Genomic DNA, 24,500 nt, shown 5'->3' on the forward strand with positions numbered 1-24,500 from the left:
GTTGTCAAGGAATTAAGAATAGGATTGAAGTGGCTTAACTTCAAGAGTTCCTGTTTTTATTTTTTCAATAGCCATCACGGTAGCATGTGCGCCAGCAACGGTTGTTGAATAGGGAGTTTTCATCATGAGCGCTGTATTCCGGATGTCGTAACTGTCCCGCAATGCCTGTGCACCTTCTGTTGTATTAAAGACCATGGCGATATCGCCATTTTTCATATCATCTACAATATTTGGCCGGCCTTCCATGACTTTATTGACGCGCTTGACCTTTAGGCCTTGGGCATTCAAAAACTCAGCTGTTCCTCCAGTGGAGACAATATCAAATCCAAGATCGATGAGTTTTGCAACTGCATTCTTGATTGCTCCTTTATCCAGATCCTTGACCGATACGAAAATGGTCCCGGTTGTTGGTAATTTGACGCCAGCAGCAATCTGGGATTTAAGAAAAGCAGAGCCAAAATCGGAATCTATGCCCATAACTTCGCCCGTGGACCGCATTTCGGGCCCAAGGACAACATCGACACCGGGAAAACGGGTAAAAGGAAAAACCGCTTCTTTGACAGTTACGTGATCAAGCGCCCGATACTCCAAATTGAAAGCAGACAGACTTTCACCAGCCATTATTCGAGCCGCAATTTTTGCAATCTGATAATTGATACTTTTCGCAACGAACGGCACGGTACGGCTGGCTCTTGGGTTAACTTCGAGGATAAAAATTACATCGTCCTTGATGGCAAATTGGACGTTCATCAATCCAATAACATTTAATGCCAGTGCCATTGCTTCAGTTTGACGCTTAATTTCTGAAATAAGAGTATCGGAAAGCGTATGAGGCGGAAGGGAGCATGCGCTGTCTCCTGAATGAATGCCCGCTTCCTCGATATGCTCCATAATCCCAGCAACAAAAACTGATTTACCGTCACACAGGCAATCAACATCCACTTCAATGGCATTCTGTAAATATCCATCGACAAGTACAGGATTGTCGCCTGAGACTTGAACCGCCTCGCGCATATAGCGATCGAGTGATTCAGCATCCCTGACAATTTCCATACCACGGCCGCCTAGAACATAAGAAGGGCGAACGACGACCGGAAACCCTATTCTTTCGGCAATGGTAAAAGCCTCGGGAACAGAGCGAGCAATTCCGTTTTCTGGCTGCTTCAAATTCAGTTTGTGCAAAAGCTGTTGAAATCGTTCGCGGTCTTCCGCCAAATCGATCGCGTCCGGTGTTGTTCCCAGGATTGGAACACCAGCCGCTTCCAGACCAGCCGCCAATTTGAGGGGGGTTTGGCCCCCGAATTGTACAATCACCCCATGTAATGTGCCGTTGCTTTGCTCTTTTCGTATGATGGCTAGCGTATCTTCAACTGTTAAGGGCTCAAAATACAGCCGATCAGAGGTGTCGTAGTCTGTCGAAACTGTTTCCGGGTTACAATTGACCATTATAGTTTCATAGCCGGTTTCGGACAGAGCATAAGCAGCATGTACACAGCAATAGTCAAACTCGATCCCTTGACCAATCCGATTTGGCCCGCCGCCGAGAATGATGACCTTCTTTGTGTCCGTCGGGTCTGCTTCGCATACGGCCGGGTCCCATTCATTTCCTTCATAAGTGGAGTACATATAAGGTGTTTGAGAGGGAAACTCCCCCGCGCAGGTGTCGATACGCTTAAACACTGGATGAATGTCAAATTTCTCACGTGCCGCATATACATGGGCTTCTTTAGTTCCCGCAAGCTCTGCAAGCCGGCTGTCACTGAAGCCCATTGACTTCAATTTCAGCAATCCGCCTTTTGTAGTTGGGATACCGGAGTCTTTAACGGCAGCCTCCAGAGCGACAATTTCTTGAATTTGAGAGAGGAACCAGGGTTCATATTTACTTGCTGCCCGTACTTCTTCCAGTGTTAAACCTTCACGGAAGGCCTGAGCTATACTTAATAATCGATCAGGTGTCGGGTAAGCCAGGATCGCTTGAATACGTTGCTTGTCTGCCGGCTCCTCTCCTGGGCCGGCAAAGATCTGCTCATTTAACCCGGTTAGTCCGGTTTCAAGCGACCGCAATGCCTTTTGTAGACTTTCTGCAAAAGTCCGGCCAATGGCCATTGCTTCTCCAACTGATTTCATTGCTGTGCCAAGTTTTGGCTCGGCGCCGGCAAATTTTTCAAATGTAAAGCGCGGGATTTTTGTCACGACATAGTCGATGGTTGGTTCGAACGATGCAGGTGTCACGCCGGTGATGTCATTGTCCAATTCGTCCAATGTGTAGCCGATTGCCAGCTTTGCCGCTATTTTGGCTATGGGAAAGCCTGTTGCCTTCGATGCCAATGCACTTGAACGCGAAACCCGAGGGTTCATTTCAATGATGATAAGCCGGCCATTTTCCGGATTGACGGCAAACTGAACATTGGATCCACCAGTTTCAACTCCGATTTCACGCAAGACCGCGATAGAGGCATTCCGCATCAATTGATATTCTTTGTCCGTCAAAGTCAGGGCAGGGGCGACGGTTATGGAATCTCCCGTGTGCACACCCATCGGATCAACATTCTCGATTGAACAGATAATGATACAATTGTCCGCTTTATCCCGGACTACTTCCATTTCATATTCTTTCCAACCAACGATACTTTCTTCAACCAGGACTTCTGTGGTTGGTGACGCATCGAGGCCAGAGGCAATGATCGCTTCAAACTCTTCACGATTATAAGCAATCCCACCACCGGTACCGCCCAATGTGAAGGAAGGTCGGATAATACATGGGAGTTTTACTTTTTCGAGGACCGTCCAGGCTTCTTCAAGGGAGTGAGCAACGCCGCTTACCGGCATATCAAGGCCAATTTTCAGCATTGCTGTTCTGAACTGATCCCGGTCTTCGGCTTTAGCAATGGCGTCACGGTTAGCGCCAATGAGCTGAACACCGAGCCGGTCAAGTGTGCCTCGTTCGGCTAACTCCAAAGCGGTATTCAGGGCCGTTTGCCCGCCCATGGTTGGAAGGATTGCATCGGGGCGTTCCTTTTCCAGAATTTTCTCAACAATGTCTGCGGTTATGGGCTCCACATAGGTTGCATCGGCAAGCCCCGGATCCGTCATAATGGTCGCTGGGTTGGAGTTCACGAGAATGACGCGGTAGCCTTCTTCCTTCAGGGCCTTGCAAGCTTGGGTGCCGGAATAATCAAATTCGCATGCCTGTCCGATTATTATCGGGCCGGCACCAATGATCATGATGGATTTTATGTCGGTACGTTTAGGCATGTTTATCAACCAGATCTATAAACCGCTGAAAAAGGTAATGGCTGTCTTGTGGACCCGGGCTGGCCTCAGGATGATACTGGACGGAAAACACGGGCTTGCCGTCGATGCTCAGCCCCTCAACCACGCCATCGAATAATGACTTGTGCGTTTCAGTGACACCTTCCGGTAAACTGTCCCGAACAACGACGAAACCATGGTTCTGTGAAGTGATTTCAACTTTACCCGTTGTCAAGTCCTTGACCGGTTGGTTCGCGCCGCGATGGCCTTGATGCATTTTTGTTGTGTCAGCGCCGAGAGCCAATGCCAGCATTTGATGGCCAAGGCAAATACCAAACGTTGGTATCCCGCTTTCCACACATTCACGAATAACAGGAACAGCGTAAACGCCGGTCGCCGCTGGGTCTCCGGGGCCATTTGCCAGAAATATGCCGTCCGGGTTCAAGGTTGCAATATCCTGATAGCTTGCTGTCGCTGGAACAACAGTAATACGACATCCCAATTCCGCAAAACACCGCAATATATTGTGCTTGATACCGTAATCGATCGCGACAATGTGCCGACGCGGATTTGTCTGCGCTCCATAACCTTCTTTGATATCCCAATTGGATTCTGTCCAATCATAGGATTCTGTGCAGGAAACCTCTTTCGCGAGATCCATCCCTTCAAGGCCTGGCCATGCAGCAGCCTTAGCTTTCAGATCTTCCAGGTCAAATTTGCCATCTTTACTGTGGGCAATAACGCCATTTGGCGCCCCTGATTTTCGTACAATATGTGTCAGGCGTCTTGTGTCGACCCCGGAAATGCCGATTAGGTTTCGGGATTGCAACCAACCGTCCAAATGCCCCTTTGCCCGCCAGTTAGCTTCGTCAGTTATTTCTGCACGAATTATCAACCCATTTGCCGCGGCACCATGTGTTTCGATATCTTCGTCGTTGAATCCGACATTGCCGATATGGGGAAAGGTAAAGGTGATAAGCTGGCCTGCAAAGGACGGGTCTGTCAGGCTTTCCTGATATCCTGTCATGGACGTGTTAAAACAAACCTCTCCGATCGTTTCACCTTCAATTCCGACGCCAAATCCATGAAAGATGCTGCCATCGCCGAGTACAAGGACGGCGGTGGCTGTCCGTTCAATATTTAAGTCCGTGGATTTGCTCGCATAAGACATGATGATAGGGACCCTCTCGCGGAAATTCCGCCGAGCCGTTTTACTTTGGCCAAATGTTGATATTTCCGCTGGAACATAGGGAGTTTGAGTGGGTCCGTCAAGTTTTCCGTTGCAAAAATTTCCCTTTAAAATCAATATGTTACAAAGAAAAATTGGTTTGCTAAAAAATCGGGTTTCAGTTAGTATTGCGCCTTTCTTTACAATAGATGTGTATGTATATGTTGCGAACCAATATCAAGTCGAACCTAAAAGACGCAATGAAATCAAAGGATAAGCGTAAGACTTCAACGTTACGTCTTATCATCGCAACCTTGCAAGACCGTGATTTGGCTGCTCGAGATAATGGGGCAGAAGAAGGAATCACAGAGGATGAGATTCTTCAAATGCTGACAACTATGGTTCGCCAACGAAAAGAGTCGATTTCAGCTTATGAAAAAGGTGGGCGGATTGATTTGGCGACTTCGGAGCAGGAGGAAATAGAGATAATCTCTGATTTCTTGCCGAAGCAATTCGATGAGGAAGAAATCAGAAACGCAGTTAAAGAAATTATAGCGGAGATCGATGCGCAAGGCCTCAAGGACATGGGGAAGACCATGGCGACATTGAAGGGAAAATACGCAGGCTGTATGGATTTTTCGATCGCGAGCTCCATTGTTAAAGAGACCTTGGGCGCGTAGTCAAGTAAGGTCATTGTCTATTGCCTTGTCAATTGGTGACCTTTAACGGGTGTGGGAGAATAAATGGCCTTTCCGCCGCAATTTTTAGAGGAAATACGAAACCGGGTTAGCCTTTCTGAGGTTATTGGCCGGCGGACGAAATTGGTCAAGAAGGGTCGCGAGCATTCAGGGCTCTGCCCGTTTCACAATGAAAAAACACCTTCCTTTACAGTCAATGAAGAAAAAGGATTTTATCATTGCTTTGGCTGTGGCGCCAATGGCGACTTAATAGAATTTATTAAACAAACTGAAGGTGTAGCGTTTCCGGAAGCCGTGGAACGACTAGCGTCCATCGCCGGATTGCAGATGCCGGTTGAAAGGCCGGAAGATCACGCCCGCCGGCAAAAGGCTGCGACGTTACATGATGCCTTGGATTTAGCTGCAAAATGGTTCACATCGCAGTTAAAAACGCAGGCTGGATCCGTCGCACTTCAGTATCTGGCAAAGCGACAGGTCTCTGATGAAGCAATTGGAAATTTTAGGATTGGCTCCGCTCCGAATTCCCGCACTGCTTTGAAGGAAGCGCTCCTTTCGCGAGGCGTCACCGAAGAGACGATGCTTGAAGGCGGTTTGATTATTAAACCTGATGACGGTCGACCGAGCTATGATCGATTTCGTGACCGGTTGATGTTTCCTATTTCTGATCGAAGAGGGCGCATTATCGCGTTTGGCGGTCGAGCGCTTGGGGATGCACCGGCAAAATATCTCAATTCTCCCGAAACACCGCTCTTTCATAAAGGGCATGTACTCTACAATATGGCAATGGCCCGACAAAAAGCTTTTGAAGTTGGAAGCGTCATAGTAGCCGAGGGCTATATGGATGTAATTGCCCTCTCAGAGGCTGGGTTTTCACAATCAGTAGCACCACTTGGCACAGCAATTACTGAAGATCAGCTAAAGGTTTTATGGGGAATGGCCGCGGAGCCGATCCTGTGCCTTGATGGGGATGAAGCTGGATGGCGCGCTGCCTTACGTGCGGCAGAAAGGGCACTGCCTTTATTGAAGCCTGGATTTTCGTTGCGGTTTGCCCTGTTACCTAAAGGTGTTGATCCGGATGACCTGATCCGAAATGAAGGCGCTGATGCGATGGCCGCAATTCTGGAAAAGGCCGTACCACTTTCTCAAATTCTCTGGCGTAAAGAAGCCGAGGGGCGTCCGACAGATACACCGGAGCGAAAAGCGGCATTCGAAAAATCCATATACTCCATTTGCGATCAAATTACGGATGTGACGGTTCAAGGTCATTACAAAACATATTTTAAAGATCGGTTATGGAACGCTTTTAGACCCGAAAAACAAACTCGAGTAAATGCGCTGGCACCTAAATCGTCGAAGGATCGATTCGGGCGATTCGCGAATCAAAAGCATGATTCGCGATATTCGGTACCCTCCCGACTCTCTTCTAATGCCTCTCATAGAACAGGCCGGCGGGAAGAATTAATCCTTCTAACCGTTATAAACCACCCGGAAATAATGGAAAATCACTTTGATGAATTTACACGGTTGAAACTTCACTCTGCCCAGCTTGACAGACTAAGGCGGTCGATAATAGATATTGTCGCTGTCGAATCATCTCTTGACTATGCGGGTATGGCGCACCATCTAGCTAAACGTAAATTGTCTGCACAAGTAGATAGGCTAAAAGCTTCTATGGGCGGCTCGACAGAATGGTTCGCTAATTCGGATGCGGCACTTGAAGATGCGATTAGCGGTTGGCGCCATATTTTGTCTCGACAGAAGAGAGAGGCATTGGAGCAGGAATTAACGGTGGCGCAGCAAAAACTAGGGGCAGAAGCGACCAGTGAGAATTTTGATCGATTGAAATTGGCAAAAAAAGCGCTACTGGATGCTGAGGGAAATGAAGCGGATCTGGATGGATTTGGATTTGCTTCGGGACGAAAGAACGATATTTAAACACTTTTTACCTAAGCATTCTTCATGGAGTTGCTTAAATGGGTAAATTTCGAGGAGTAATACTTTAATGGCGACGAATAGTGCGGAAGCTGTTGATACGTCAGATCAACGTGAAGAATCCCCGGATAGTCCGTTAATCGATGCCTCTCAAGCAGCTGTTAAAAAGATGCTGGCCAAGGCGAAGGAGAAGGGCTACGTCACATTTGACGAATTAAACACTGTCCTGCCTCAAGATCAGATGTCTTCTGAACAAATTGAAGACACGATGTCGTTATTGTCGGAAATGGGAATTAATGTCGTTGAAAATGACGAAGCAGGTGAAGAGCCTGCAGCGGACAAAGCTAACGATGACACCCAGGAAGATAAACCAGAAAAAGTAGTTGCCGAAAAACCGGCATCGACGGCGGGTGATCGAACAGATGATCCGGTGCGTATGTATTTGCGCGAAATGGGAACTGTTGAGCTGCTGTCCCGTGAAGGCGAAATTGCCATTGCCAAACGCATCGAAGCTGGCCGCGGTAAAATGATCGGTGCCATTTGTGAAAGCCCGCTTACCATTCGCGCTATCCTGAATTGGCGTGAATTGATGCTGCAGGAACAACTCTTGCTGCGTGATGTGATTGACTTGGACGCGACTTACGGTGCCGGTGCAGCCGCAGAGAAAGCGTTGCAGGAAGGCTTTAGTGAAGACAGTGAAGATGACGAATTACCCGCCGCCGGCTTGAATGATGATGAGCCAGAAGCGGAGGCGGAATCGGAAACGGAAGAAAAAGACGAGGAAGATGAGGACGGGGAAGGTGAAACCGCCCGGAAAGAAGAAGAGGATGATGACGCTGAAGAAAATACTATGTCTTTGGCTGCATTGGAGGAAACCTTAAAGCCGGAAGTCTTTGAGCGGTTTGATGAGATCGCGAAAACTTACAAAAAGCTCCACAAGCTACAAGAAGCACGTCTGACAGCTGCGCTTGAGAATGATGTTGTTTCGAACGCGCAGGAAAAGAAGTATGAGAAGCTGAAACTGGAATTGGTTAAATTGATGGACGATGTTCATCTGACCAACAATCGCATTGAAGCTCTTGTAGACCAGCTTTACGGCATTAACCGGCGTTTGATGAGCCTGGAAGGAAAGCTTCTGCGGCTGGCGGAACGCCATAAAGTTGCCCGGACAAGTTTTCTTGAAAACTATTTCGGTTCCGAACTGGATCCAGGCTGGGTTGAGAAAATGAGTGGCCTGAAGGCAAAAGGTTGGAAAGATTTCACGACAAACGAAATCGAAGGAATTACGGAAATCCGGGCAGAAATCATCAAGATTTCTTCGGAGTTCGGAATGCCGATGATTGAGTTCCGCCGTATCGTAAGTTCAGTACAGCAAGGTGAACGTGAAGCCAGCCGCGCGAAAAAGGAGATGGTCGAAGCGAATTTGCGGCTTGTGATCTCGATTGCTAAAAAATACACGAACCGAGGATTGCAGTTCCTGGACCTTATTCAGGAGGGCAACATTGGTTTGATGAAAGCCGTTGACAAGTTTGAATATCGTCGTGGCTATAAGTTCTCCACATATGCAACTTGGTGGATCCGGCAAGCCATCACGCGCTCTATCGCTGATCAGGCGCGGACAATCCGTATTCCGGTTCATATGATTGAGACAATTAATAAGCTCGTGCGGACATCTCGTCAGATGTTGCATGAAATTGGCCGCGAACCGACACCGGAGGAGTTGGCTGTGAAGCTCGGAATGCCACTTGAGAAAGTGCGCAAGGTGATGAAAATTGCCAAAGAGCCTATTAGTCTGGAAACGCCGATCGGTGATGAAGAAGATAGCCATCTCGGTGATTTTATTCAGGACGAGAACGCAGTACAGCCTTTGGATGCGGCTATCCAATCCAACTTGCGCGAAACCACCACTCGGGTATTGGCGTCGTTGACACCTCGTGAGGAGCGGGTATTGCGGATGCGATTTGGAATTGGAATGAATACGGATCACACATTGGAAGAAGTAGGGCAGCAATTTTCTGTAACGCGTGAGCGTATCCGGCAAATTGAAGCCAAGGCTCTTCGCAAGCTTAAACACCCAAGTCGGTCGCGAAAACTACGAAGTTTCCTCGACACCTAATAAAAAAAATCGGCATAAGGCAAAAATTGACGAAAGGATGATTTCGTCAATTGCGTCTTGCGTCTGAACAGGCTAAATAGTCACAACGCCACAAATTTACCGTTTATTGTAACCGATATTCGGGCCTGTAGCTCAGCTGGTTAGAGCCGTCCGCTCATAACGGACTGGTCGTAGGTTCAAGTCCTACCGGGCCCACCACTTAATCTGAGGCGAACCTGGACCCAACCCAGGTTCGCCCCTGAACCCCGCAGAACCGGGGCCTTTAACCGTATCCACTGTGAACAGAGACGCTACCTTGAGAGCGAATAAGCTGGATTATGGCATTCGTCTCTGTTGCCCTGTTTCAGGGTCCAGTTCATGAATATATTAGGGAGATTAAATGGAGTAACCGAGCCGCTTTTTCTGCACTTGCCAGTCAGTTGGCAGCGGATTAATTCTCTTGAGGGCATTGTCACATTAACTTGCTAAAAGCGCAGAGAACCGTCAGCGGAATTGTTTAAACAACGATGCTTGCGCTTGCCCAAACGCCAAATGCTTGGGCGCGACATTCCTTGAGGCGAGCTCGGTTGATTAAGTGACGTTGAAAGTAAAAGCTATTGTAAGTGGCTGACTGAATATTGAGGAGTTTTTGGGCCGATCCTGGTGACTTGAACCGCTGCATTTTTCGCTCTCTGCGCCTGACTGGAAGATGCGAATTTTCCGCTCGATTGTTAGATCGTTTGTCATCAATATGCTCAGCAGTTGTGCCCAAAAATCCGAAATGCTTTGTGATATGATTTCAATTTGTCTGTTATTATTTGAGTAGGCACAAAGCCTTGTTTCTTGAGTAGTTTACGCATCAGCTTCAACGCAGCTTTCGTGTTTCGCCTTGGTTGTACAAGGAAATCCAGGACCTCGCCTTCACTATCAACGGCACGCCACAAGAAATAACGTTTTCCTCGAATAACGATGACCATTTCATCCAGATGCCAGACATCATTGGGAGTAGGGCGGGATGATCTCAGGTTTCTGGCAATTGGCTCACCAAACTTTAGAAACCATCGTCGAACAGTTTCGTAAGATATATCCAGGCCTCGTTCCGCGAGAAGATCTTCAATATCTCGATAACTAAGTGTAAATCGAGCGTACAGCCAGACCGCATGCTGAATGATATGAGCCGGGAAGCGATGCCGAGAATATGAGATATTTTTCATCGATGAAGATTAGATCATCATCAATTTCCTAGCCACAAAATTAATGTGACAACACCCCCTATGTCCCGTTAGTTATTCTTTCAACAGTTTCATCAGTCGACCAAACAGCATTTGCCATATAGCGGAAATTGGTTAGCGCGGCGAGATAACCATCGCCTTCAGGCAACATAGCAGCGGCGGTGGCATCTTTCACGACTGCAACCTCAAAACCCTGTTCCAGTAGCTCACGCATATGAGACTCAGTACAGAGGTTGGCAGACATGCCCGCCAGGATGACTTGATCGACTTTATTTTTACGAAGTTGCAGGACCAAGTCATTGGACTCGTTTCCATAAAGTTTATGGGGTGAAGTTACGATTGTTTTGCCATCATTTATGTATGGTTTATACTGGGGCATAAAATCGGCGCCCGAATTCTCAAAACCATCTGTGGTTAGCGCACCTTTGCGGTCAAACATGCCAATTTTATGCATGAGTTTTTCAAGGGCCCCCTCAAACCGCCAACCATGGTCAGTTGGGTAATAGTAATGAGGGGAGATTGCCACTGTAATGCCTTTCGTCTTTGCGGCTTTAAAAAGCTTTTCGATGTTATTAACCGTATCGTGATGTTCGACGCTAGCGCCAACGACGCCCCAGGTCACGCCATCAGGACTTAAAAAATCTATTTGTGGGTCCGTGACAACGAGGGCGACCCGCTTGATATCCAATTTCATATCGCTCGGCGGGAGGGCTGGTTTAGCCGGGTCTGCGTAGGGATTATCGGCGGCAGCCGCTTCCGTTCCCGACGTACTAACCGCGACAGCTGCCACAGCGGCAGCGGCGACGCTGCCTCGAAGTGCATCTCGCCGACTTATTGGACTTTTTTCGTGATTATTACACATGCTTTTCTCCATTGGCGTTTCAGGTACAAGGTTAATATGTCGATAGGTATGTGCCTTTTCGTCCGGATTGTGTCTCATATGTACTATTTATGTGTTCAACCCTCCAAAATCTGGCAAAATGACGTATGAGTTTTGAACATGTTTTTAATGAGATGGAAATTGACGCAGATCCCTTTGCGCTCTGTGAATTACGTGGACGATGTGATTTGGGGCTCGGCCGCTTGTCGTTTGCGACATTGCATTATATTTTAGCCGGCCATGGAGAAATTATTTTTCGGGGACATCCGCCCTTAGAGATCAATCAGGGAACTTTGGTTCTTGTCCCTGCGTTACAATCTCATATATTGCGTAGCTTCGGTGACAACCAGCAACCGCTGCCAGATTGCCATCCTGCGGAGCTTGACCTAGAGCACCATCTTCATGCGGCAGATGATGAACTGCCAAAAAACAAATTGCTGGCGATTTGTAGTCAGGTGAATGTCGGTCTTCGGGGCATTAATAATCTGATTGATCTCGTGCGCGAACCTATTGTTGAATATGTCGAACCGTCAAGTCCTATGGCAGAGTCCATGGATCAATTGCTGCAGGAATTATCTACCCCCAAATTGGGAAGTCGAGCAATGATCGAAGTCTTGTTGAAGCAATGTATGATCCTGCTCCTGCGCAATCGGCTGGAGTCACAGGACAAAAGATTTGACTGGATGTCCGTATTAACCGATGAAAAACTTTGGATTGCTTTACGGCTTATGCTCGATATGCCTGGCAATCTCCATTCGGTCGAAAGTCTCGCTGAGGCGGCGGGGATGAGTCGTTCAACCTTCGCCAAACGATTTTTCACGGCATACGGAAAAGGGCCTATGGAGTTGCTGCGCAATCTTCGTATGCACCGTGCCGCTTCTTTACTAGCAGATTCTGATCTTCCCATAAAACGTATCGCCGAACTGGTCGGCTTTCAAAGTCGGAGTGCTTTCACCAGAAAATTTGAGAAAATTATTGGCACTTCACCGGGCAAGTATCGATCTAAGGTTCGTGGAAATTGACAGAGGCAAAAAATGTGTCCCGGGGCGGAGTCGAACCACCAGCAGGCTCAAAACGCGTCGGAATATAATGCAAACACGGTCTCTGTGCTCGCCGCAACACCAAGTCAGCTCCGGATCATGAACTGTCCTTTTCAGACACTGAAAATAGAGTCCGCTCTAGCCATCAATAACGGACATTGATTTTGAATTTTCAGATTTCTCAGAAATAACTTCCGCTTTCCGTATAGTAGCGGGCATAAACTCGCCGATCCAAAAGGGTCTGCTTAGTGCCAGAAGCGGACATTGAGGGAAGAGGCCTATTGTCAGCTCCGTGCTCATAATGACAGTTTTTGGCGCTTCACCCTACGTCTGCTTTACGAACCTTTGGGTCAGTTAAATGACGTCATTGCCCTTCAGAGATTGTTGAAACTTAGACTTAGGCAACAGTCGAAACCGCTCATCTGAGACTTCGGCACTCAAAAGTCGATCACACCGAAACGCACGGGGTGCATTTCGAAGGTGGTCAAAAGCCAGCACATACCAGACAGGATAATTCAGCAACAGATAGTGCGGCTCCATACTCCTTTTTGATTCTTCACCAGATTCCTTTTTGTATCGTATGTCCAAGGACCGTTGATCTAAGAATGCCTGATGCAATGCCTGAACAGCACGATCATTGGTGGAAACGATGGTTTTCTGAACGAATGTTGATGCGGTTGCACCTATCAATATCCTAGATTTCAAACCGCTTACTTTATAGCGTTTGTCAGAGGAGAATGATGCAATCAACTGACGCCGGATAGATGCCAAATTTGCAAGAAACATGGGTGAGTTCATTTGTTCAGCAACGGCGACGCTGATCAGCAGATCAACGGCTTCGGGGTAATTCAGGTTTAGACGCCCCACACCCCAGTGGCGGTCAAGACGAACGCCACCACCGCGACCGCGATCAGCATCGATCGGCAGCCCTTGATCGCGCATAAGCTGTAAGTCACGCGCAATTGTTCGCTCGCTGACATTATGCAAATCTGCAAGGTTTTTAATGGTGCACAACCCATCTTGCTTCAGTTGAACCGCCAACAGCTCAAGCCGTCTCAATCTATCGTTCGTATTAGTACGGGTCATCAAACAAATAAGACATAAAATGTCTTATTTGACAATATACATATCGTGACACTAACAAATCAAAGGAGATAATCGATGTTACCCGTAACCGTTTTAGCCCCCATCAAGCTTGCCGAAGGCAAGACCGAAACCGATCTGCTTGCTGCTTCTAAAGTTTTCCAACGGGACTTCGTCGCACACGAAGTTGGTGTGTTGCGGCGCGAGCTAGTGCGCAAACCGGATGGGACCTATTTGGACATCGTCCAGTTTCGTAGCCACGAAGACTATTTGGATGTCGTCAAGAAGGAAATGGAATCACCGATCTGTGCAGCCTTCTTTTCCGTAATGGATCTCAGGGATTTTGACCCTGATGCCGAGATGGAAGTTAATGCCTCGCTCGAAACCCACTAGATGCTCCCTAGGGTGGCCTGATAAAACAGGTCACCCGTTTCTCAGGTCACTTTCCAGATAGAGCGGAAATTCGGCTGGCAATGTCCCATGGTTGGTTTATTCGTATAGTTGTCGTTCCGCAATCTGTACGGTGAGGACCGCTTTGAGTCATAAACCAGACGTTCAATAATGTGTCGCTACAAGTCTGCTTAGGGAGTTGTCACATTAACTTCCAATAGACACAGATATTCCTCGGTTTCAAATTTTCAGGCAGCTTTACTTGCAATTACCCAAACGTCAAACGCTTCCTCGCGGAGCTGTTTGAAATAACTTCGATTGATTAGATGACGTTGAACATAGAAAGTATTGTAAGTGGCTGAGTGAATATTGAGAAATCTTTGAGCGGAGCCCGGAGACTTGAACCGTTGCATTTTTCGTTCCCGTCGTCGGTTTGGAAGGTGCGAGTTTTCTGCTCGATTGTTAGAACGTTTGTTGTCAATGTGCACAGCAGTCAAGCCTAGGGCTCGAAACGCCTTATGATAGGACTTTAGCTTATCTGTGACGATTTGCGTCGGTGCAAAGCCTTGTTTTTTTAATAGTTTACGCATCAACTTCACGGCAGCTTTGGCGTTTCGTTTTGGTTGCACCAGGAAATCCAGGACTTCTTCCTCGCTATCAACGGCACGCCATAAGAAATATTGCCTTCCTCGAATAACAATGACCATTTCATCCAAATGCCAGACATCGTTGGGAGTAGGGCGGGAAGATCTCAGATTTCTGGCGATTGGTTCACCAAACTTTAAAAAACCATCGTCGGGCAGTCTCGTAGGAAATATCCAGGCATCGTTCAGCCAACAGATCTTCTACGTCTCGAAAGCTTAACGTAAATCGGGCATACAGCCAAACTGCGTGCTGGATAATGTAAGGTGGAAACCGGTGCCGGGAATAAGAGAGATTTTGCATCGATGAAGATTAGATCATCATCAATTTCCTAGCCACAAAGTTAATGTGACAATGCCCACTAAGTTAATGTGACAAAACCGAAGTTGAGCTTAGTGGTCACTTTTAGGGGAAAAACCTATCTCGATTTCGTGTCACGCTACGAGAACATATCGATACGGCGGGCATTCATAAGCCCCAGGATTAATTCATCACGCCGGGCCGCAAGGTCAGACATCGACGAATTTTTCATCGCGCGCGCCATGCCATCCTTCAAAACAGCTATGGTATCCACGTCTAGCTCCGGTTTGCCAAGATCGTTCCACCAGCTTTGAAATGGGCCTCCCAAATGTTTGCAAAATCCCTCAATTCCATCCGCGCCGCCGCCGAGGTGAAATAGGGTATTTGGTCCCATGGCCGCCCACCGCAGGCCGGGTCCATAAACAACTGCTTTATCGATATCTTCAACACTCGCCACGCCTTCATTGGCGAGGTGAATGACTTCCCGCCATATGGCGGCCTGCAACCGATTGGCAATATGACCGGGAATTTCTTTATTAAGCTGAACAGTAACTTTACCGATGCTTTCAAAAAAAGCCTTTGATCTGGGCAGGACATCGGATGCAGTTTTTTCATTTATCATGAGCTCAACCAATGGGATAAGATGGGGTGGATTGAAAGGATGGGCCAAAATCAGGCGAGCCGGATCAGAAAATCCCTTCTGCAAATCTGATAGTTTTAGGCCTGATGTAGACGTCCCAATAATGGCTGTCGGCGTAATCACAGGTTCTATCTGGTTATATAGACGATGTTTGATCTCAAGCCGTTCAGGAATACTTTCCTGAATGAAATCAGCTCCAGTCACGGCTTCAGCGGGATCAGTGGTAAAGCTCAACCGGTCCATTATACCGTCCAATTTCCAACCCAGCTCTGGTAGGGCCTCCTGAGATTTATCTATGAATTCTAGCGTTTTTCTCTCGACGTCTTCTGCTGGATCGAAGATGGTTACTAATCGGCCGGTCGCTAAAAAAAGGGCCGCCCAACTCATGCCGATTGTACCCGCGCCTAAAATGGCTATTTGCTCAAATTTCCGCATTTACTAATCCTGTTGAAAGCTACCATAAACTAGATTGCGCAAATCTATTCTGTGCTGATTGCGGTGCTCGGGTGCGTGGGTCATGAAGACAAAAATCAGGTCATTTTCGGGATCGACCCAGAAATTTGTTCCGGACACTCCAGGCCAGAAATATTCGCCCGAGAAACCTTTCGGGTTGCTGCTGTATCTGGTTCTTACAGCTAAGCCCAATCCAAACCCAAGCCCGGCCTCTGGCACCGGTGCTGTTATTCCAAGAGAGCTAGTATTCGCTCCAAATCTGACTTCATCAGGAAGATGGTTTTGCAACATGAGCCCAACCGTTTCGGCCTTCAGAATGAGCTGTTCCTCAAAGGCACCGCCTGCGCGGAGCATCTGCGCGAATTTTATGTAGTCTGCCGCCGTTGACCAAAGGCCGCCACCGCCGGAACACCATTTTTGCCCTGCTGACAGAGGGGGCGTCAAGGAGGCAGGTGTTATCGCCTTTGGAGGATCGGCAATGTTCTCCGGATTAGGGTGAAAACTGGTGCCTACCATGCCCAATGGACCGATTATCCGTTCTTCAATCACGGTGTTTAACGGTTTATCCGTGGCCACCTCGATAACCCGGCCCAGCAGATCCGTGGACATGCCATACTCGAAGACTGTTCCTGGCGGATGTAGCAAGGGCAGACGTGCCAGACGTTTTGCCATTTCCTGATTATCGCCAGAAAAATCATAAACCATTGCATTTCGGTACAGAGCATGAATGGGATCATCGCCGAACTGACCATAAGTTACGCCCGATGTATGACGCATGAGATCCAGAACGGTTGGACCGTGGGAATAGGGGATACCCATTCCGGCATCATTCAGAACATTGATACTTCGCATCTCCGGGATAAAATCTGACACAGGGCTATCTAACATCAAGCGCCCTTCTTCCCATAGGCTCATTGCCACCACTGATGTTATCGGTTTTGTCATGGAAGCGATCCAGAACACTGTATCATCGGTGACCGGTTGCCTTCCTAACATGTCCTTTGTGCCAAAACAGCGATGGAAGACCCGCTGGTCACCTTGAAGAAGGGTGAGAACGCCACCAAACAGCCGATTTGCGGCTATTTCCTTTTCAAGCCAGGGATCGATTACTTTACTTAAGCCGGTAGGTGATAAGTTCATTTGTGATGTTGTAATCGTCATTTTGTCATGTCCGGAATAATCGTAATGAGCTCCGGTAGTGCAAAAAACACGAACACCATTGCCAAGAATGCGCCAACGAATGGTATGGTTCCAATCGAGATTTGGCCGATCGAAACCTCACCTTCAGTTACACCCGCGAGGACATAGATAATCATACCGACTGGGGGCGTAATAAGCCCAATTTCAACTAACATCACCAGAATGACTCCAAACCACAAAGGATCCCAACCCGCTGCGATAATAACCGGCAGGATTACGGGTAGAGTCATTAAGACCATACTGATCGGTTCCACAAACATACCAAGGATGAGATAAAGAATGACAATAGCGATAAACAAGCCCAAGTCCGGCAATCCGAGTGATTGCACGAATAAGACAAGCTGTTGCGGCATCGATAGATAGTCCACACCAAAACTCATAATCGCAGCCCCGACAGCAATCATTAATAGCATGGATGTCGCCAATGCAGCGTCTTCTACGGCAGCCAAGAATTCTTTCAAGCTCAAAGTACGACGGAGAAGGCTGATCAACAGAGCACCAAATACTCCGACGGCACCGGCCTCTGTTGGCGTTGCAATACCGAGATAGAGCGAGCCCAGTACCATGGCCATCAACGCCAAAAAGGGCGCAACTCCTTTTAAAGAATAAAGTTTATCAATCCACGAGAAAGCCTTCCCCTCTGGCGCGGCTTTCGGATCGATAGTTACCCATAGGACAACGACCAGAACAAAGGCGGCAATCATCAGTAATCCAGGCAATATACCTGCCAGAAACAAGTCAGTCACCGGCACGCCGGCCAGCGGTCCGTAAATTATCATGGCGATGCTTGGCGGGATCAAGATACCCAATGTTCCGCCTGCGGCCAGAACACCGAAAGCAAGTTCGGGGCGGTATCCTTCTTTCATCATTTCCGGCCCGGCCACACGACCCATAGTCGCCGCCGTCGCCAAACTGGAGCCTGAAACAGCTGCAAAAATACCTGACGCTGCGATAGAGGCATGAGCCAGGCCGCCTGCGACTCTTCCCAATCCTTTGCGCGCCGCGGTAAACATTTCGCCGGACGCATTACTTCGAACAAGAATTGCACCCATCAACACAAACATCGGTATCGCTGTTAGCTCAAACGTATTAACGGCACCCCAAGCCCGTTCGCCGATATAGGTGAGGCTTATGGGGGGTAGCCAAAACCACATGGTGACAATACCTATAAAAAATAGTGTGAAAACAACTGGTAGTCCGGCTAATAACAAAAAGAATAAGGCGCCGATAAGAACAGCCGCCTTCAACGTCAGGTCGGAAGAATCAGAGAGCAAAAAAAGCACTATAAGCGGGAGGACAAGCGCCATCAGGATCATTATCGTATTCGGGCCTGACACAAGAAAACAAGACGCTACGACCAGACCGGCAATGATATATATTCCGGATATGGACCCCATTGCCCCCGGCATTTGACCGAGACCATCAACGACGGAAAATAGGATTGCGGCCAATATAGGAAAAATGGCCAATGTCGTCGCTGCGCTATTTTGGTTACTCTCCGTCTTTATTTTAAATACCAAAAAAAGTACCAGGAAGAACATTCCGATACAAATGGTTGATTGTGGTATCCAAAGAGGTGTGTTCAGCAGACTCCAGCTACGTGATGCGTTTTGAAAGCTCTCTAAAAAGAAGGCTGTTGTCTTCCATAAAACGACAATACAGACGAAAACAGCCATCCAGTTGGTGGCGACCATCACGTTCTTTCTTAAGGCCGGAGACAAGCGGGCAGGGACAAGATCAACACTGACATGCGCGTTTTTTGACGCGACATATGCTGCCCCTAGAAAAGTGATCGCCACAATCAGATAGGTAGATACTTCCGTCACCCAAATGGTCGAATAATCAAACAGGGTGCGTCCGAACACTTCAATATTCACACTAACCAACATCGTGACGACAGAGAGAATGCCTAAATAGCGTGACAGCTGAGCCAAAATAGTGCCGGGGTGAGACAGCGTATCCGCTGCCTCAACACCAATTTTTTCCACCTTTTCCACACTATTTTACCGCATCACGTGCCGTTTTTTCTACGGCATCTGCATCCAGTCCCGCACGTACCATATCTTTCCGCCACGCGGCCAGAACCGGCTCCTGGATTTTTTCGGCGTAGACACGGGTCATTTCCTCATTTGATACTTCATGGAAATCAACACCTGCTGATTTCCAAAGCTCTGGCATTTCAGCCGCCCGTTCTTTCCAGCGAATAATGAATTCCTGCTCAAGTTTGTCAAATTCGGCGATAACAATAGTCTTTAGATCTTTCGGCAACGCCGCCCATGCGTCGTTATTGACCAGCACTGGCGTTGGCAGAACACTTCCGAGTTTCCAACTGGACGCGTTGGAAATAACGGACTGGAAACCCGCACCATAAGCCCAGCAGCTATCCGTTATCACACCTTCAATTACACCGCGCTCAAGGGCAGGTAGTACTTCTCCTGCGCTCAATGATACCGTTGTTGCACCGAGCTCCGATCCAATTAATCCGGTACCACGATTGTTAACCCGCAGTTTTCGGCCAGACCATTCCTCAACCGTCGTAATCGGGACGGTTGAAAACAATGTCTGCGGGCAAAATGCCGTTTCCAATAATTCAGTAGCATTGTATTTTTCCTGGTAAAGAGCGCGCACCTGATCGCCATATGCTGAAGCTGACAGGGCTTGCATATCTTCATAACTCTCAGAAATACCGGGCAGCGATGGCACTGTGAACAACGGTTGCGACCCTGTATAATAGCCCGTCAGCGGCAAGGACATTTCAACCAGCCCGTCCCGCACACCTTCCAGTAAATAGTTGCCTTTGAGTAGTGACGAATTCGCGGTGATTATCAATCGACCATCCGTCGCCTTTGCAATTCTGTCTGGAATTGCCAAAGCTACTTCCTCATAGACAGTCCCTCTTACAGCTAGATACGCGAGCTTCCACTCTGTTTTTTCAGCCGCAATCGATGCCGTCGTTGGAGCGGAAAGGGCAGTTAGGACACTTGCAATAAGCAAATTGATCTTCTGTATTTTTTTCATGGTTAGGATCCTCCGTATGAAATATTTTGATTAGGTCCATCATAAAAACTTCTTTGCCGATGGCTTGTTACCTGTGCTATGGGTTTTTGTGACACAGTCTACTCATTTGGCCCGTGGGGATCACACCGACTCGCATGAAACAAGATATCTTTTCTCATTTGGCTCGTAATACTCTTCCTCTTATCTGCAATACAAAAGAAACGCCGACGAAAAAGCGAGAAGATCATTGGCGTGAGGTCTTTGGCGGTCTGTGGGGTCCGTTGGATCTTCAAAATATTGGTGCTCAATCCATGTCCGGCAGTCTCTTCAGTAAAAAGATTGGGCAGCTGACTTTCAGCCGCATTGAGTTTGAAAATCAGGCCTTTGAACGGACGAAGAGTGATTTACGACGCGTGGAGGAGCCCTTTTATTCGCTGGCTTTTCCAGATTCCGGACAAGCCATTTGCCAGATCGGGGGCAAAACTGCGCAGCTTATACCACAGCATGTCTTTCTCCTGAACAATGATATGGAGGCCAAACTACGTGTCGAGGATTCCTATACGACTCTTAATGTGAAGATTCCTACCCGTGCTCTGGAAGACCGGCTGGGTCGGCGCACTGATATTTTTGAGAAAGCAATCGAAAACCCGGATGCGATTTATCATATGATGCAACGAATGATAGGCGATTTGTTAGAGCATGTAGAAATTCTGGATGATCGCATGACACATTTTATGACCAATCAGATGTTGGATACTGTGTCCTTCTTTCTATGTTCCGGCGGAGGTATGTCTGACGACAATATTGCTCAAAAGGCACATCGTGCGCGCATCCTTGCATATCTTGACGAACACTACTGGGATGAAACACTGACGCCGCTGACGATCGCGGCAGCCTGCAATATATCCCGAAGCTATCTATACAAGATATTTTCTGATGGTGAACCTGTAATAGAAAGACTGCGTCGCCGACGGCTAGAACTTGCACGGCGGTTTATCATGGCCAATTCTGCGGGCCTGACGATGACGCAAATCGCTATGAATTGCGGTTTCAAATCCTCTAGTGAATTCTCGAGATTGTTTAAGCTCGAATTTGGTTCATCTCCAAGTAGATATCAGCAGGCGTTGTCATATTAACTCGATACTAGGAAATTTTTGTCTTTTTAAAGAAATTACGAACTTTGTAAGTCTTTGAAGGCATTGTCAGAGGAAAATGATCAGACACCAAAAAAGGAATGAGGCGTTGTTTTTCAAGCTACGAGTTGACGCCACTCGGCAAGAGCAATTTCACGTTTGAGCTCGAAGTTTTTACGGTTATTGAGATGGCGTTCGTGATTAAAGTGGTTTTGGATTGAGGAATGGATGGAGGCAAATTTCTGTAGTGATTGTAAGCTTCTGAATTTGATCATCGCTCGTTCTCGTCGTCGGAACGGTTGATGAGAATTCTCGGCTCGATTATTTAGCCATCGCCCAGTTTCCTGACGGGACTGATTGCCGATTGCTTTCATCGCAGCGCCATATGAGCGGAGTTTATCCGATATGATCACTTTTGGACTGCCATATCGCTTCATGGCTTTCTTCAGAAACTTCAAGGCAGCCTTACGATCCCGCCTTTTGGTAACAAAGGCCACCAAAACCTCTCCTTCGTGATCGACTGCCCTCCAGAGATAATGGATTTCGCCATTGATCCGCACGAAAACTTCATCCAGATGCCATCTCCATTGTGGTGAGACACGCATTGAAGCTGATCTTTTCTTTCTGATTTTTGCGGAAAATATAGGACCGAACCGGTTCCACCAGGCGCGTACTGTTTCATAACTCACATCAATACCCCGTTCATGCAGGAGATCTTCAACCTGACGCAAAGACAATGGATATCGGACATACATCATCACAGCTAGACGAATGATCTCAGGTGAAGTTTTGAAATAACGGAAGGGGTTTTTCATGAGATGACGGTAAATTCCGTATCAAATAACCACAAGCACTTTTCCTCTGACAATGTCGGATCAGGCGCTATCGGCAGAAAGTAAAAGAATAAAGGGTCAGGCCTTTGATGAAGGCCGCGCTTTAAACAATGCGGAAATCGAGCGCCGCAAATCAATTGCGGCAACGCGCATGGAGTTGGCGGATGCGCTTGAAGTCCTGGGTATAAGCACAATTGATGCTTTGGAAAATTCAGACAACATTGACATTCTGATTAAGGAAATTGATGCCACCAACCAACAGCTTGAAGATGATCTCGCTCGTTTGAAAATCATGGTGGAATATGCTGAAATTGCGGCGAAAGTCGCCGAAGGTTTGGCGACAGCCGCAACGAAGATAGCGAGTCTATGACAGAGTATGGGGTATCTGTAGACGCGACCCTTAAAAATGGCTTTGAATGAACTCCTGGTGGTTCAAAGCCGTTGTAGTTTCGAAAGTATGGCATTGAGGCCCGCAATTTCCAGCTGTTGGCTTTTTACCTCATCCGTTGTGGTGCCCCGCGCCGAATTCCCTGCCAGGAGTTTCTCGTTAGCCTCGAGAAAGTCCTTCGACTATTTATAGTAAATGCCCTGGGGTAGGCCTTCCTTGCGGCAGAGTTCCGCAATACTTTCTTCACCTCGCAGGCCGTCCAGCACAATGAAGGTCTCCTCTTCGGCAGAATAGGGCGTCGTGTTTAATGATGAATGTCTGTAACAAGGCGTTCTGAAGCTGAATGTCGGGCCTTGAATTGGTTTCATCTTCGCCTTCTTAAAGGCTACGATAAAAAATAAACTCTCTCCTAAGCCTTTCCGTAATCAAGGTCCATAAGCGTTGACGATTTATAGTACTATTACGGTTTTCACATCTCGTTGGCCGTGTGCCGCCATTATGTGCTAATATAAGCTGTCTTCTTTATTGGCGATGTAATTCAGCAGTAAGGACGGGAAAATGGCGGCACAGGATGCATCAATTATTGATCAGGCATTGGAGCTTTTTGACGAGGCGACGACCGTTTTTGCGAAATTTGGGATCGATATAAGCCCATTTGCCTCGCAGATTATTATCACCGCGATCTTGCTGGTCCTGCTGTTCCTTTTCCGGAAAACACTTTGGCCACTCACCTTGGCATCTATTGTAGGAATTGTTCCTCTGATCGTTGTAGCGGGTATAGCAATCAGCTGGATTTATCAGCTGGTTCTTCCACTTCCAGATCATGTTTTCGGGCGAGTCGCGGACGGGAATCTGTCAGATTTATCCGTGGAACTTGTGGATTTTCATGACCGGGTCCTGCCTCCGGGAAGCGTTCGCGTCGATACTGTTTCCGGAGACTTCGCCATCCGGTATACTCCCTCCTTCGGCGACCGGCCGCGAGCGGTTGTTATTCATCGCCCAGGATGCGCGCCCTATCGCCAGACTATCTCCCGTCCCCAAGTCGCGGAGCGGGCGGTCATCGACATACGTTTTAGCTGCACGGAGGAGACATCATGAACAACTGGCTTTATGCGGGATTGTTCTGTCTTTTCCTCCTGGCGCCATTCCCGGTTGCCGAAGCCTCAACTCTTGAAGGGATAGTTTTGGATTCAAAATCCGGCCAGCCTGTGCAGGGCGTCACTATCCGCGTCAATGCCAGCGGTCAGGAATTGGAGCTTCTGCATCCGACCGGCGCCGATGGATCCTTTACCATTCGCCTGCCCGAGCTATTCAGCGACGATCAGCTAGACACCTGGTCATTGGCATTGACCTTTTCCGCACCCAACTATGGGCCGCGCACGCAGGTACGCCGCAGCCAGACCCGAGGCGTTTTCGAATTTCCGAGGATGAGTATATTGCTAGAGCCGACATCGGGTATTTGGAATCTTCCTGCCGGCCTGAGGCAACAGTTGCAAGCCCTGAAAAGCACAGACGGCAATGCTCTTTTTGTTGCTCCCTATATTATTTCCGAAGAGGTCAAGCAACGTCTTCCCGCCAATTTTGCAAAAATTTTGAATTTCAATATCCGGCGCGGGATTTCAACCCACCTTCAAAGCCTTGACCTGGAAAAAATTCCAGAAGATGTCAGCATCCTGGCCTTGCCGCTTGAACTGGAGCAAAGTAATGCTGCCCAACTTCGTGTCATCGGTGCTGAACTGAATGCATTGGCCTTGGTTGGAGGGCTTGGCTCCATCGGTCAGGATACCGGTGGCACTCCGGTAACTGAGCTGTCAACCGAGTTTATTATAATCCCCGAGCTCACCGGTTTCAATCCCGGCACAATCTATATCGATGATCAACTCATTGGCATCCCTCTTAACCCGACCACCCTGTACAAGGGGATGGACGAGCTTTGGGGTCGCAATACAGTGTTGGCAATAAGTGCTTTGGAAACCAAGCGGGGCCTGAGTAACAATGACAAGGACAAGCTAATGCTAGCCCGCAGCTATCTCGTTGCAGAAAGGGCGGAAATTGGCGGCGATAACACTGTTCTGCTGCGACAAATCAATACACTAATCGCCTATATTGATGAAAATCTTGCGCGATTGAATTAGGGAGGCAGC

General features: G+C 47.9%; 19 protein-coding genes, 1 tRNA gene and 2 pseudogenes. 10 read left to right on the forward strand and 12 right to left on the reverse strand.

All coding sequences use genetic code 11. From position 1 onward, the window contains the following. Window positions 1–12 precede the first annotated feature (12 nt). Together carB and carA are read right to left on the reverse strand one after the other, a co-directional pair. On the reverse strand, window positions 13–3,255 hold the full coding sequence (gene carB, locus NBZ79_RS05365; protein ID WP_251936124.1) for a carbamoyl-phosphate synthase large subunit: 3,243 nt from the start codon (window positions 3,253–3,255) through the stop codon (window positions 13–15). Further along, window positions 3,248–4,423 carry a glutamine-hydrolyzing carbamoyl-phosphate synthase small subunit gene (carA, locus tag NBZ79_RS05370; protein ID WP_251936125.1) on the reverse strand — a complete coding sequence of 392 codons (1,176 nt, stop codon included), beginning with the start codon at window positions 4,421–4,423 and terminating at the stop codon, window positions 3,248–3,250. Before carA ends, carB begins: the two co-directional genes overlap by 8 nt. Window positions 4,424–4,680: 257 nt before the next feature. Between carA and NBZ79_RS05375 the strand changes: the two genes are divergently transcribed. From NBZ79_RS05375 to NBZ79_RS05390, 4 genes are all read left to right on the forward strand, one after another. Then, on the forward strand, window positions 4,681–5,100 hold the full coding sequence (locus tag NBZ79_RS05375; protein ID WP_251936126.1) for a GatB/YqeY domain-containing protein: 420 nt from the start codon (window positions 4,681–4,683) through the stop codon (window positions 5,098–5,100). A 63-nt stretch (window positions 5,101–5,163) separates the two neighbouring features. Beyond that, window positions 5,164–7,053 carry a DNA primase gene (gene dnaG / locus NBZ79_RS05380; protein WP_251936127.1) on the forward strand — a complete coding sequence of 630 codons (1,890 nt, stop codon included), beginning with the start codon at window positions 5,164–5,166 and terminating at the stop codon, window positions 7,051–7,053. 67 nt (window positions 7,054–7,120) lie between these two features. Then, entirely contained in the window at window positions 7,121–9,166 is a 2,046-nt protein-coding gene (gene rpoD / locus NBZ79_RS05385; protein WP_251936128.1) for an RNA polymerase sigma factor RpoD, read from the forward strand. Between the two features lie 121 nt (window positions 9,167–9,287). Next, a tRNA-Ile gene (locus NBZ79_RS05390) sits at window positions 9,288–9,364 on the forward strand. Window positions 9,365–9,662: 298 nt separating this feature from the next. On the opposite strand, the pseudogene NBZ79_RS05395 reads toward NBZ79_RS05390, so the two are convergent. Then, window positions 9,663–10,359, reverse strand: a pseudogene (locus NBZ79_RS05395) (IS6 family transposase). A gap of 58 nt (window positions 10,360–10,417) precedes the next feature. Next, window positions 10,418–11,239: a cysteine hydrolase family protein gene (locus tag NBZ79_RS05400; RefSeq protein ID WP_251936129.1), complete on the reverse strand. Its 822-nt coding sequence runs from the start codon at window positions 11,237–11,239 to the stop codon at window positions 10,418–10,420. 125 nt (window positions 11,240–11,364) lie between these two features. On the opposite strand from NBZ79_RS05400, the gene NBZ79_RS05405 reads away from it, so the two are divergent. Next, the gene (locus NBZ79_RS05405) at window positions 11,365–12,279 is read left to right on the forward strand and encodes a helix-turn-helix transcriptional regulator (RefSeq protein ID WP_251936130.1); all 915 of its coding nucleotides are present in this window, start codon (window positions 11,365–11,367) and stop codon (window positions 12,277–12,279) included. 372 nt (window positions 12,280–12,651) lie between these two features. Here NBZ79_RS05405 and NBZ79_RS05410 read toward each other — a convergent pair whose 3' ends face one another. Beyond that, window positions 12,652–13,383: a helix-turn-helix transcriptional regulator gene (locus NBZ79_RS05410; RefSeq protein ID WP_420854562.1), complete on the reverse strand. Its 732-nt coding sequence runs from the start codon at window positions 13,381–13,383 to the stop codon at window positions 12,652–12,654. 75 nt (window positions 13,384–13,458) lie between these two features. Between NBZ79_RS05410 and NBZ79_RS05415 the strand changes: the two genes are divergently transcribed. Then, window positions 13,459–13,773, forward strand: a complete 315-nt coding sequence (locus NBZ79_RS05415; RefSeq protein ID WP_251936134.1) for a hypothetical protein — start codon at window positions 13,459–13,461, stop codon at window positions 13,771–13,773. Between the two features lie 245 nt (window positions 13,774–14,018). Here the strand turns inward: NBZ79_RS05415 and NBZ79_RS05420 are convergent. From NBZ79_RS05420 to dctP, 5 genes and pseudogenes are all read right to left on the reverse strand, one after another. Then, a pseudogene (locus tag NBZ79_RS05420) lies at window positions 14,019–14,715 on the reverse strand (IS6 family transposase). Between the two features lie 136 nt (window positions 14,716–14,851). Beyond that, entirely contained in the window at window positions 14,852–15,787 is a 936-nt protein-coding gene (locus NBZ79_RS05425) for a 3-hydroxyacyl-CoA dehydrogenase NAD-binding domain-containing protein (protein WP_251936136.1), read from the reverse strand. Between the two features lie 3 nt (window positions 15,788–15,790). After that, window positions 15,791–16,966, reverse strand: a complete 1,176-nt coding sequence (locus NBZ79_RS05430; protein WP_251936138.1) for a serine hydrolase domain-containing protein — start codon at window positions 16,964–16,966, stop codon at window positions 15,791–15,793. Beyond that, entirely contained in the window at window positions 16,963–19,002 is a 2,040-nt protein-coding gene (locus NBZ79_RS05435; RefSeq protein ID WP_251936139.1) for a TRAP transporter large permease subunit, read from the reverse strand. The genes NBZ79_RS05430 and NBZ79_RS05435 overlap by 4 nt, the downstream gene beginning before the upstream one ends. Before the next feature lies 1 nt (window position 19,003). Then, complete coding sequence (gene dctP / locus NBZ79_RS05440) at window positions 19,004–20,023, reverse strand: TRAP transporter substrate-binding protein DctP (RefSeq protein ID WP_251936140.1); 1,020 nt, start codon at window positions 20,021–20,023, stop codon at window positions 19,004–19,006. Between the two features lie 134 nt (window positions 20,024–20,157). Here dctP and NBZ79_RS05445 point away from each other — a divergent pair, with 134 nt between their 5' ends. Beyond that, window positions 20,158–21,138 carry an AraC family transcriptional regulator gene (locus tag NBZ79_RS05445; RefSeq protein ID WP_251936141.1) on the forward strand — a complete coding sequence of 327 codons (981 nt, stop codon included), beginning with the start codon at window positions 20,158–20,160 and terminating at the stop codon, window positions 21,136–21,138. 113 nt (window positions 21,139–21,251) lie between these two features. Here the strand turns inward: NBZ79_RS05445 and NBZ79_RS05450 are convergent, their stop codons facing one another. Further along, a complete protein-coding gene (locus NBZ79_RS05450) occupies window positions 21,252–21,950 on the reverse strand; it encodes an IS6 family transposase (RefSeq protein ID WP_251936143.1) in 699 nt (232 codons plus the stop codon). A gap of 52 nt (window positions 21,951–22,002) precedes the next feature. On the opposite strand from NBZ79_RS05450, the gene NBZ79_RS05455 reads away from it, so the two are divergent. Then, window positions 22,003–22,338, forward strand: coding sequence for a hypothetical protein (locus tag NBZ79_RS05455; protein WP_251936144.1), 336 nt, complete (start codon window positions 22,003–22,005; stop codon window positions 22,336–22,338). Between the two features lie 200 nt (window positions 22,339–22,538). Here the strand turns inward: NBZ79_RS05455 and NBZ79_RS19650 are convergent, their stop codons facing one another. After that, the gene (locus tag NBZ79_RS19650; protein ID WP_420854563.1) at window positions 22,539–22,724 is read right to left on the reverse strand and encodes a hypothetical protein; all 186 of its coding nucleotides are present in this window, start codon (window positions 22,722–22,724) and stop codon (window positions 22,539–22,541) included. A 190-nt stretch (window positions 22,725–22,914) separates the two neighbouring features. On the opposite strand from NBZ79_RS19650, the gene NBZ79_RS05465 reads away from it, so the two are divergent. Both NBZ79_RS05465 and NBZ79_RS05470 read left to right on the forward strand, forming a co-directional pair. Next, a complete protein-coding gene (locus NBZ79_RS05465; RefSeq protein WP_251936145.1) occupies window positions 22,915–23,454 on the forward strand; it encodes a hypothetical protein in 540 nt (179 codons plus the stop codon). Further along, a complete protein-coding gene (locus tag NBZ79_RS05470; protein ID WP_251936146.1) occupies window positions 23,451–24,491 on the forward strand; it encodes a carboxypeptidase-like regulatory domain-containing protein in 1,041 nt (346 codons plus the stop codon). Before NBZ79_RS05465 ends, NBZ79_RS05470 begins: the two co-directional genes overlap by 4 nt. Window positions 24,492–24,500: the final 9 nt, after the last annotated feature.

The sequence above is a fragment of the Sneathiella marina genome, assembly GCF_023746535.1.
Lineage (GTDB): Bacteria > Pseudomonadota > Alphaproteobacteria > Sneathiellales > Sneathiellaceae > Sneathiella > Sneathiella marina.

What these genes read in the sequence shown, in the direction of transcription:
- carB (WP_251936124.1), bottom strand. Translation starts at nt 3,255, where the DNA reads ATGCCTAAACGTACCGACATAAAATCCATCATGATCATTGGTGCCGGC.
- carA (WP_251936125.1), bottom strand. Translation starts at nt 4,423, where the DNA reads ATGTCTTATGCGAGCAAATCCACGGACTTAAATATTGAACGGACAGCC.
- NBZ79_RS05375 (WP_251936126.1), top strand. Translation starts at nt 4,681, where the DNA reads ATGAAATCAAAGGATAAGCGTAAGACTTCAACGTTACGTCTTATCATC.
- dnaG (WP_251936127.1), top strand. Translation starts at nt 5,164, where the DNA reads ATGGCCTTTCCGCCGCAATTTTTAGAGGAAATACGAAACCGGGTTAGC.
- rpoD (WP_251936128.1), top strand. Translation starts at nt 7,121, where the DNA reads ATGGCGACGAATAGTGCGGAAGCTGTTGATACGTCAGATCAACGTGAA.
- NBZ79_RS05400 (WP_251936129.1), bottom strand. Translation starts at nt 11,239, where the DNA reads ATGTGTAATAATCACGAAAAAAGTCCAATAAGTCGGCGAGATGCACTT.
- NBZ79_RS05405 (WP_251936130.1), top strand. Translation starts at nt 11,365, where the DNA reads ATGAGTTTTGAACATGTTTTTAATGAGATGGAAATTGACGCAGATCCC.
- NBZ79_RS05410 (WP_420854562.1), bottom strand. Translation starts at nt 13,383, where the DNA reads ATGACCCGTACTAATACGAACGATAGATTGAGACGGCTTGAGCTGTTG.
- NBZ79_RS05415 (WP_251936134.1), top strand. Translation starts at nt 13,459, where the DNA reads ATGTTACCCGTAACCGTTTTAGCCCCCATCAAGCTTGCCGAAGGCAAG.
- NBZ79_RS05425 (WP_251936136.1), bottom strand. Translation starts at nt 15,787, where the DNA reads ATGCGGAAATTTGAGCAAATAGCCATTTTAGGCGCGGGTACAATCGGC.
- NBZ79_RS05430 (WP_251936138.1), bottom strand. Translation starts at nt 16,966, where the DNA reads ATGACGATTACAACATCACAAATGAACTTATCACCTACCGGCTTAAGT.
- dctP (WP_251936140.1), bottom strand. Translation starts at nt 20,023, where the DNA reads ATGAAAAAAATACAGAAGATCAATTTGCTTATTGCAAGTGTCCTAACT.
- NBZ79_RS05445 (WP_251936141.1), top strand. Translation starts at nt 20,158, where the DNA reads ATGAAACAAGATATCTTTTCTCATTTGGCTCGTAATACTCTTCCTCTT.
- NBZ79_RS05450 (WP_251936143.1), bottom strand. Translation starts at nt 21,950, where the DNA reads ATGAAAAACCCCTTCCGTTATTTCAAAACTTCACCTGAGATCATTCGT.
- NBZ79_RS05455 (WP_251936144.1), top strand. Translation starts at nt 22,003, where the DNA reads ATGTCGGATCAGGCGCTATCGGCAGAAAGTAAAAGAATAAAGGGTCAG.
- NBZ79_RS19650 (WP_420854563.1), bottom strand. Translation starts at nt 22,724, where the DNA reads ATGAAACCAATTCAAGGCCCGACATTCAGCTTCAGAACGCCTTGTTAC.
- NBZ79_RS05465 (WP_251936145.1), top strand. Translation starts at nt 22,915, where the DNA reads ATGGCGGCACAGGATGCATCAATTATTGATCAGGCATTGGAGCTTTTT.
- NBZ79_RS05470 (WP_251936146.1), top strand. Translation starts at nt 23,451, where the DNA reads ATGAACAACTGGCTTTATGCGGGATTGTTCTGTCTTTTCCTCCTGGCG.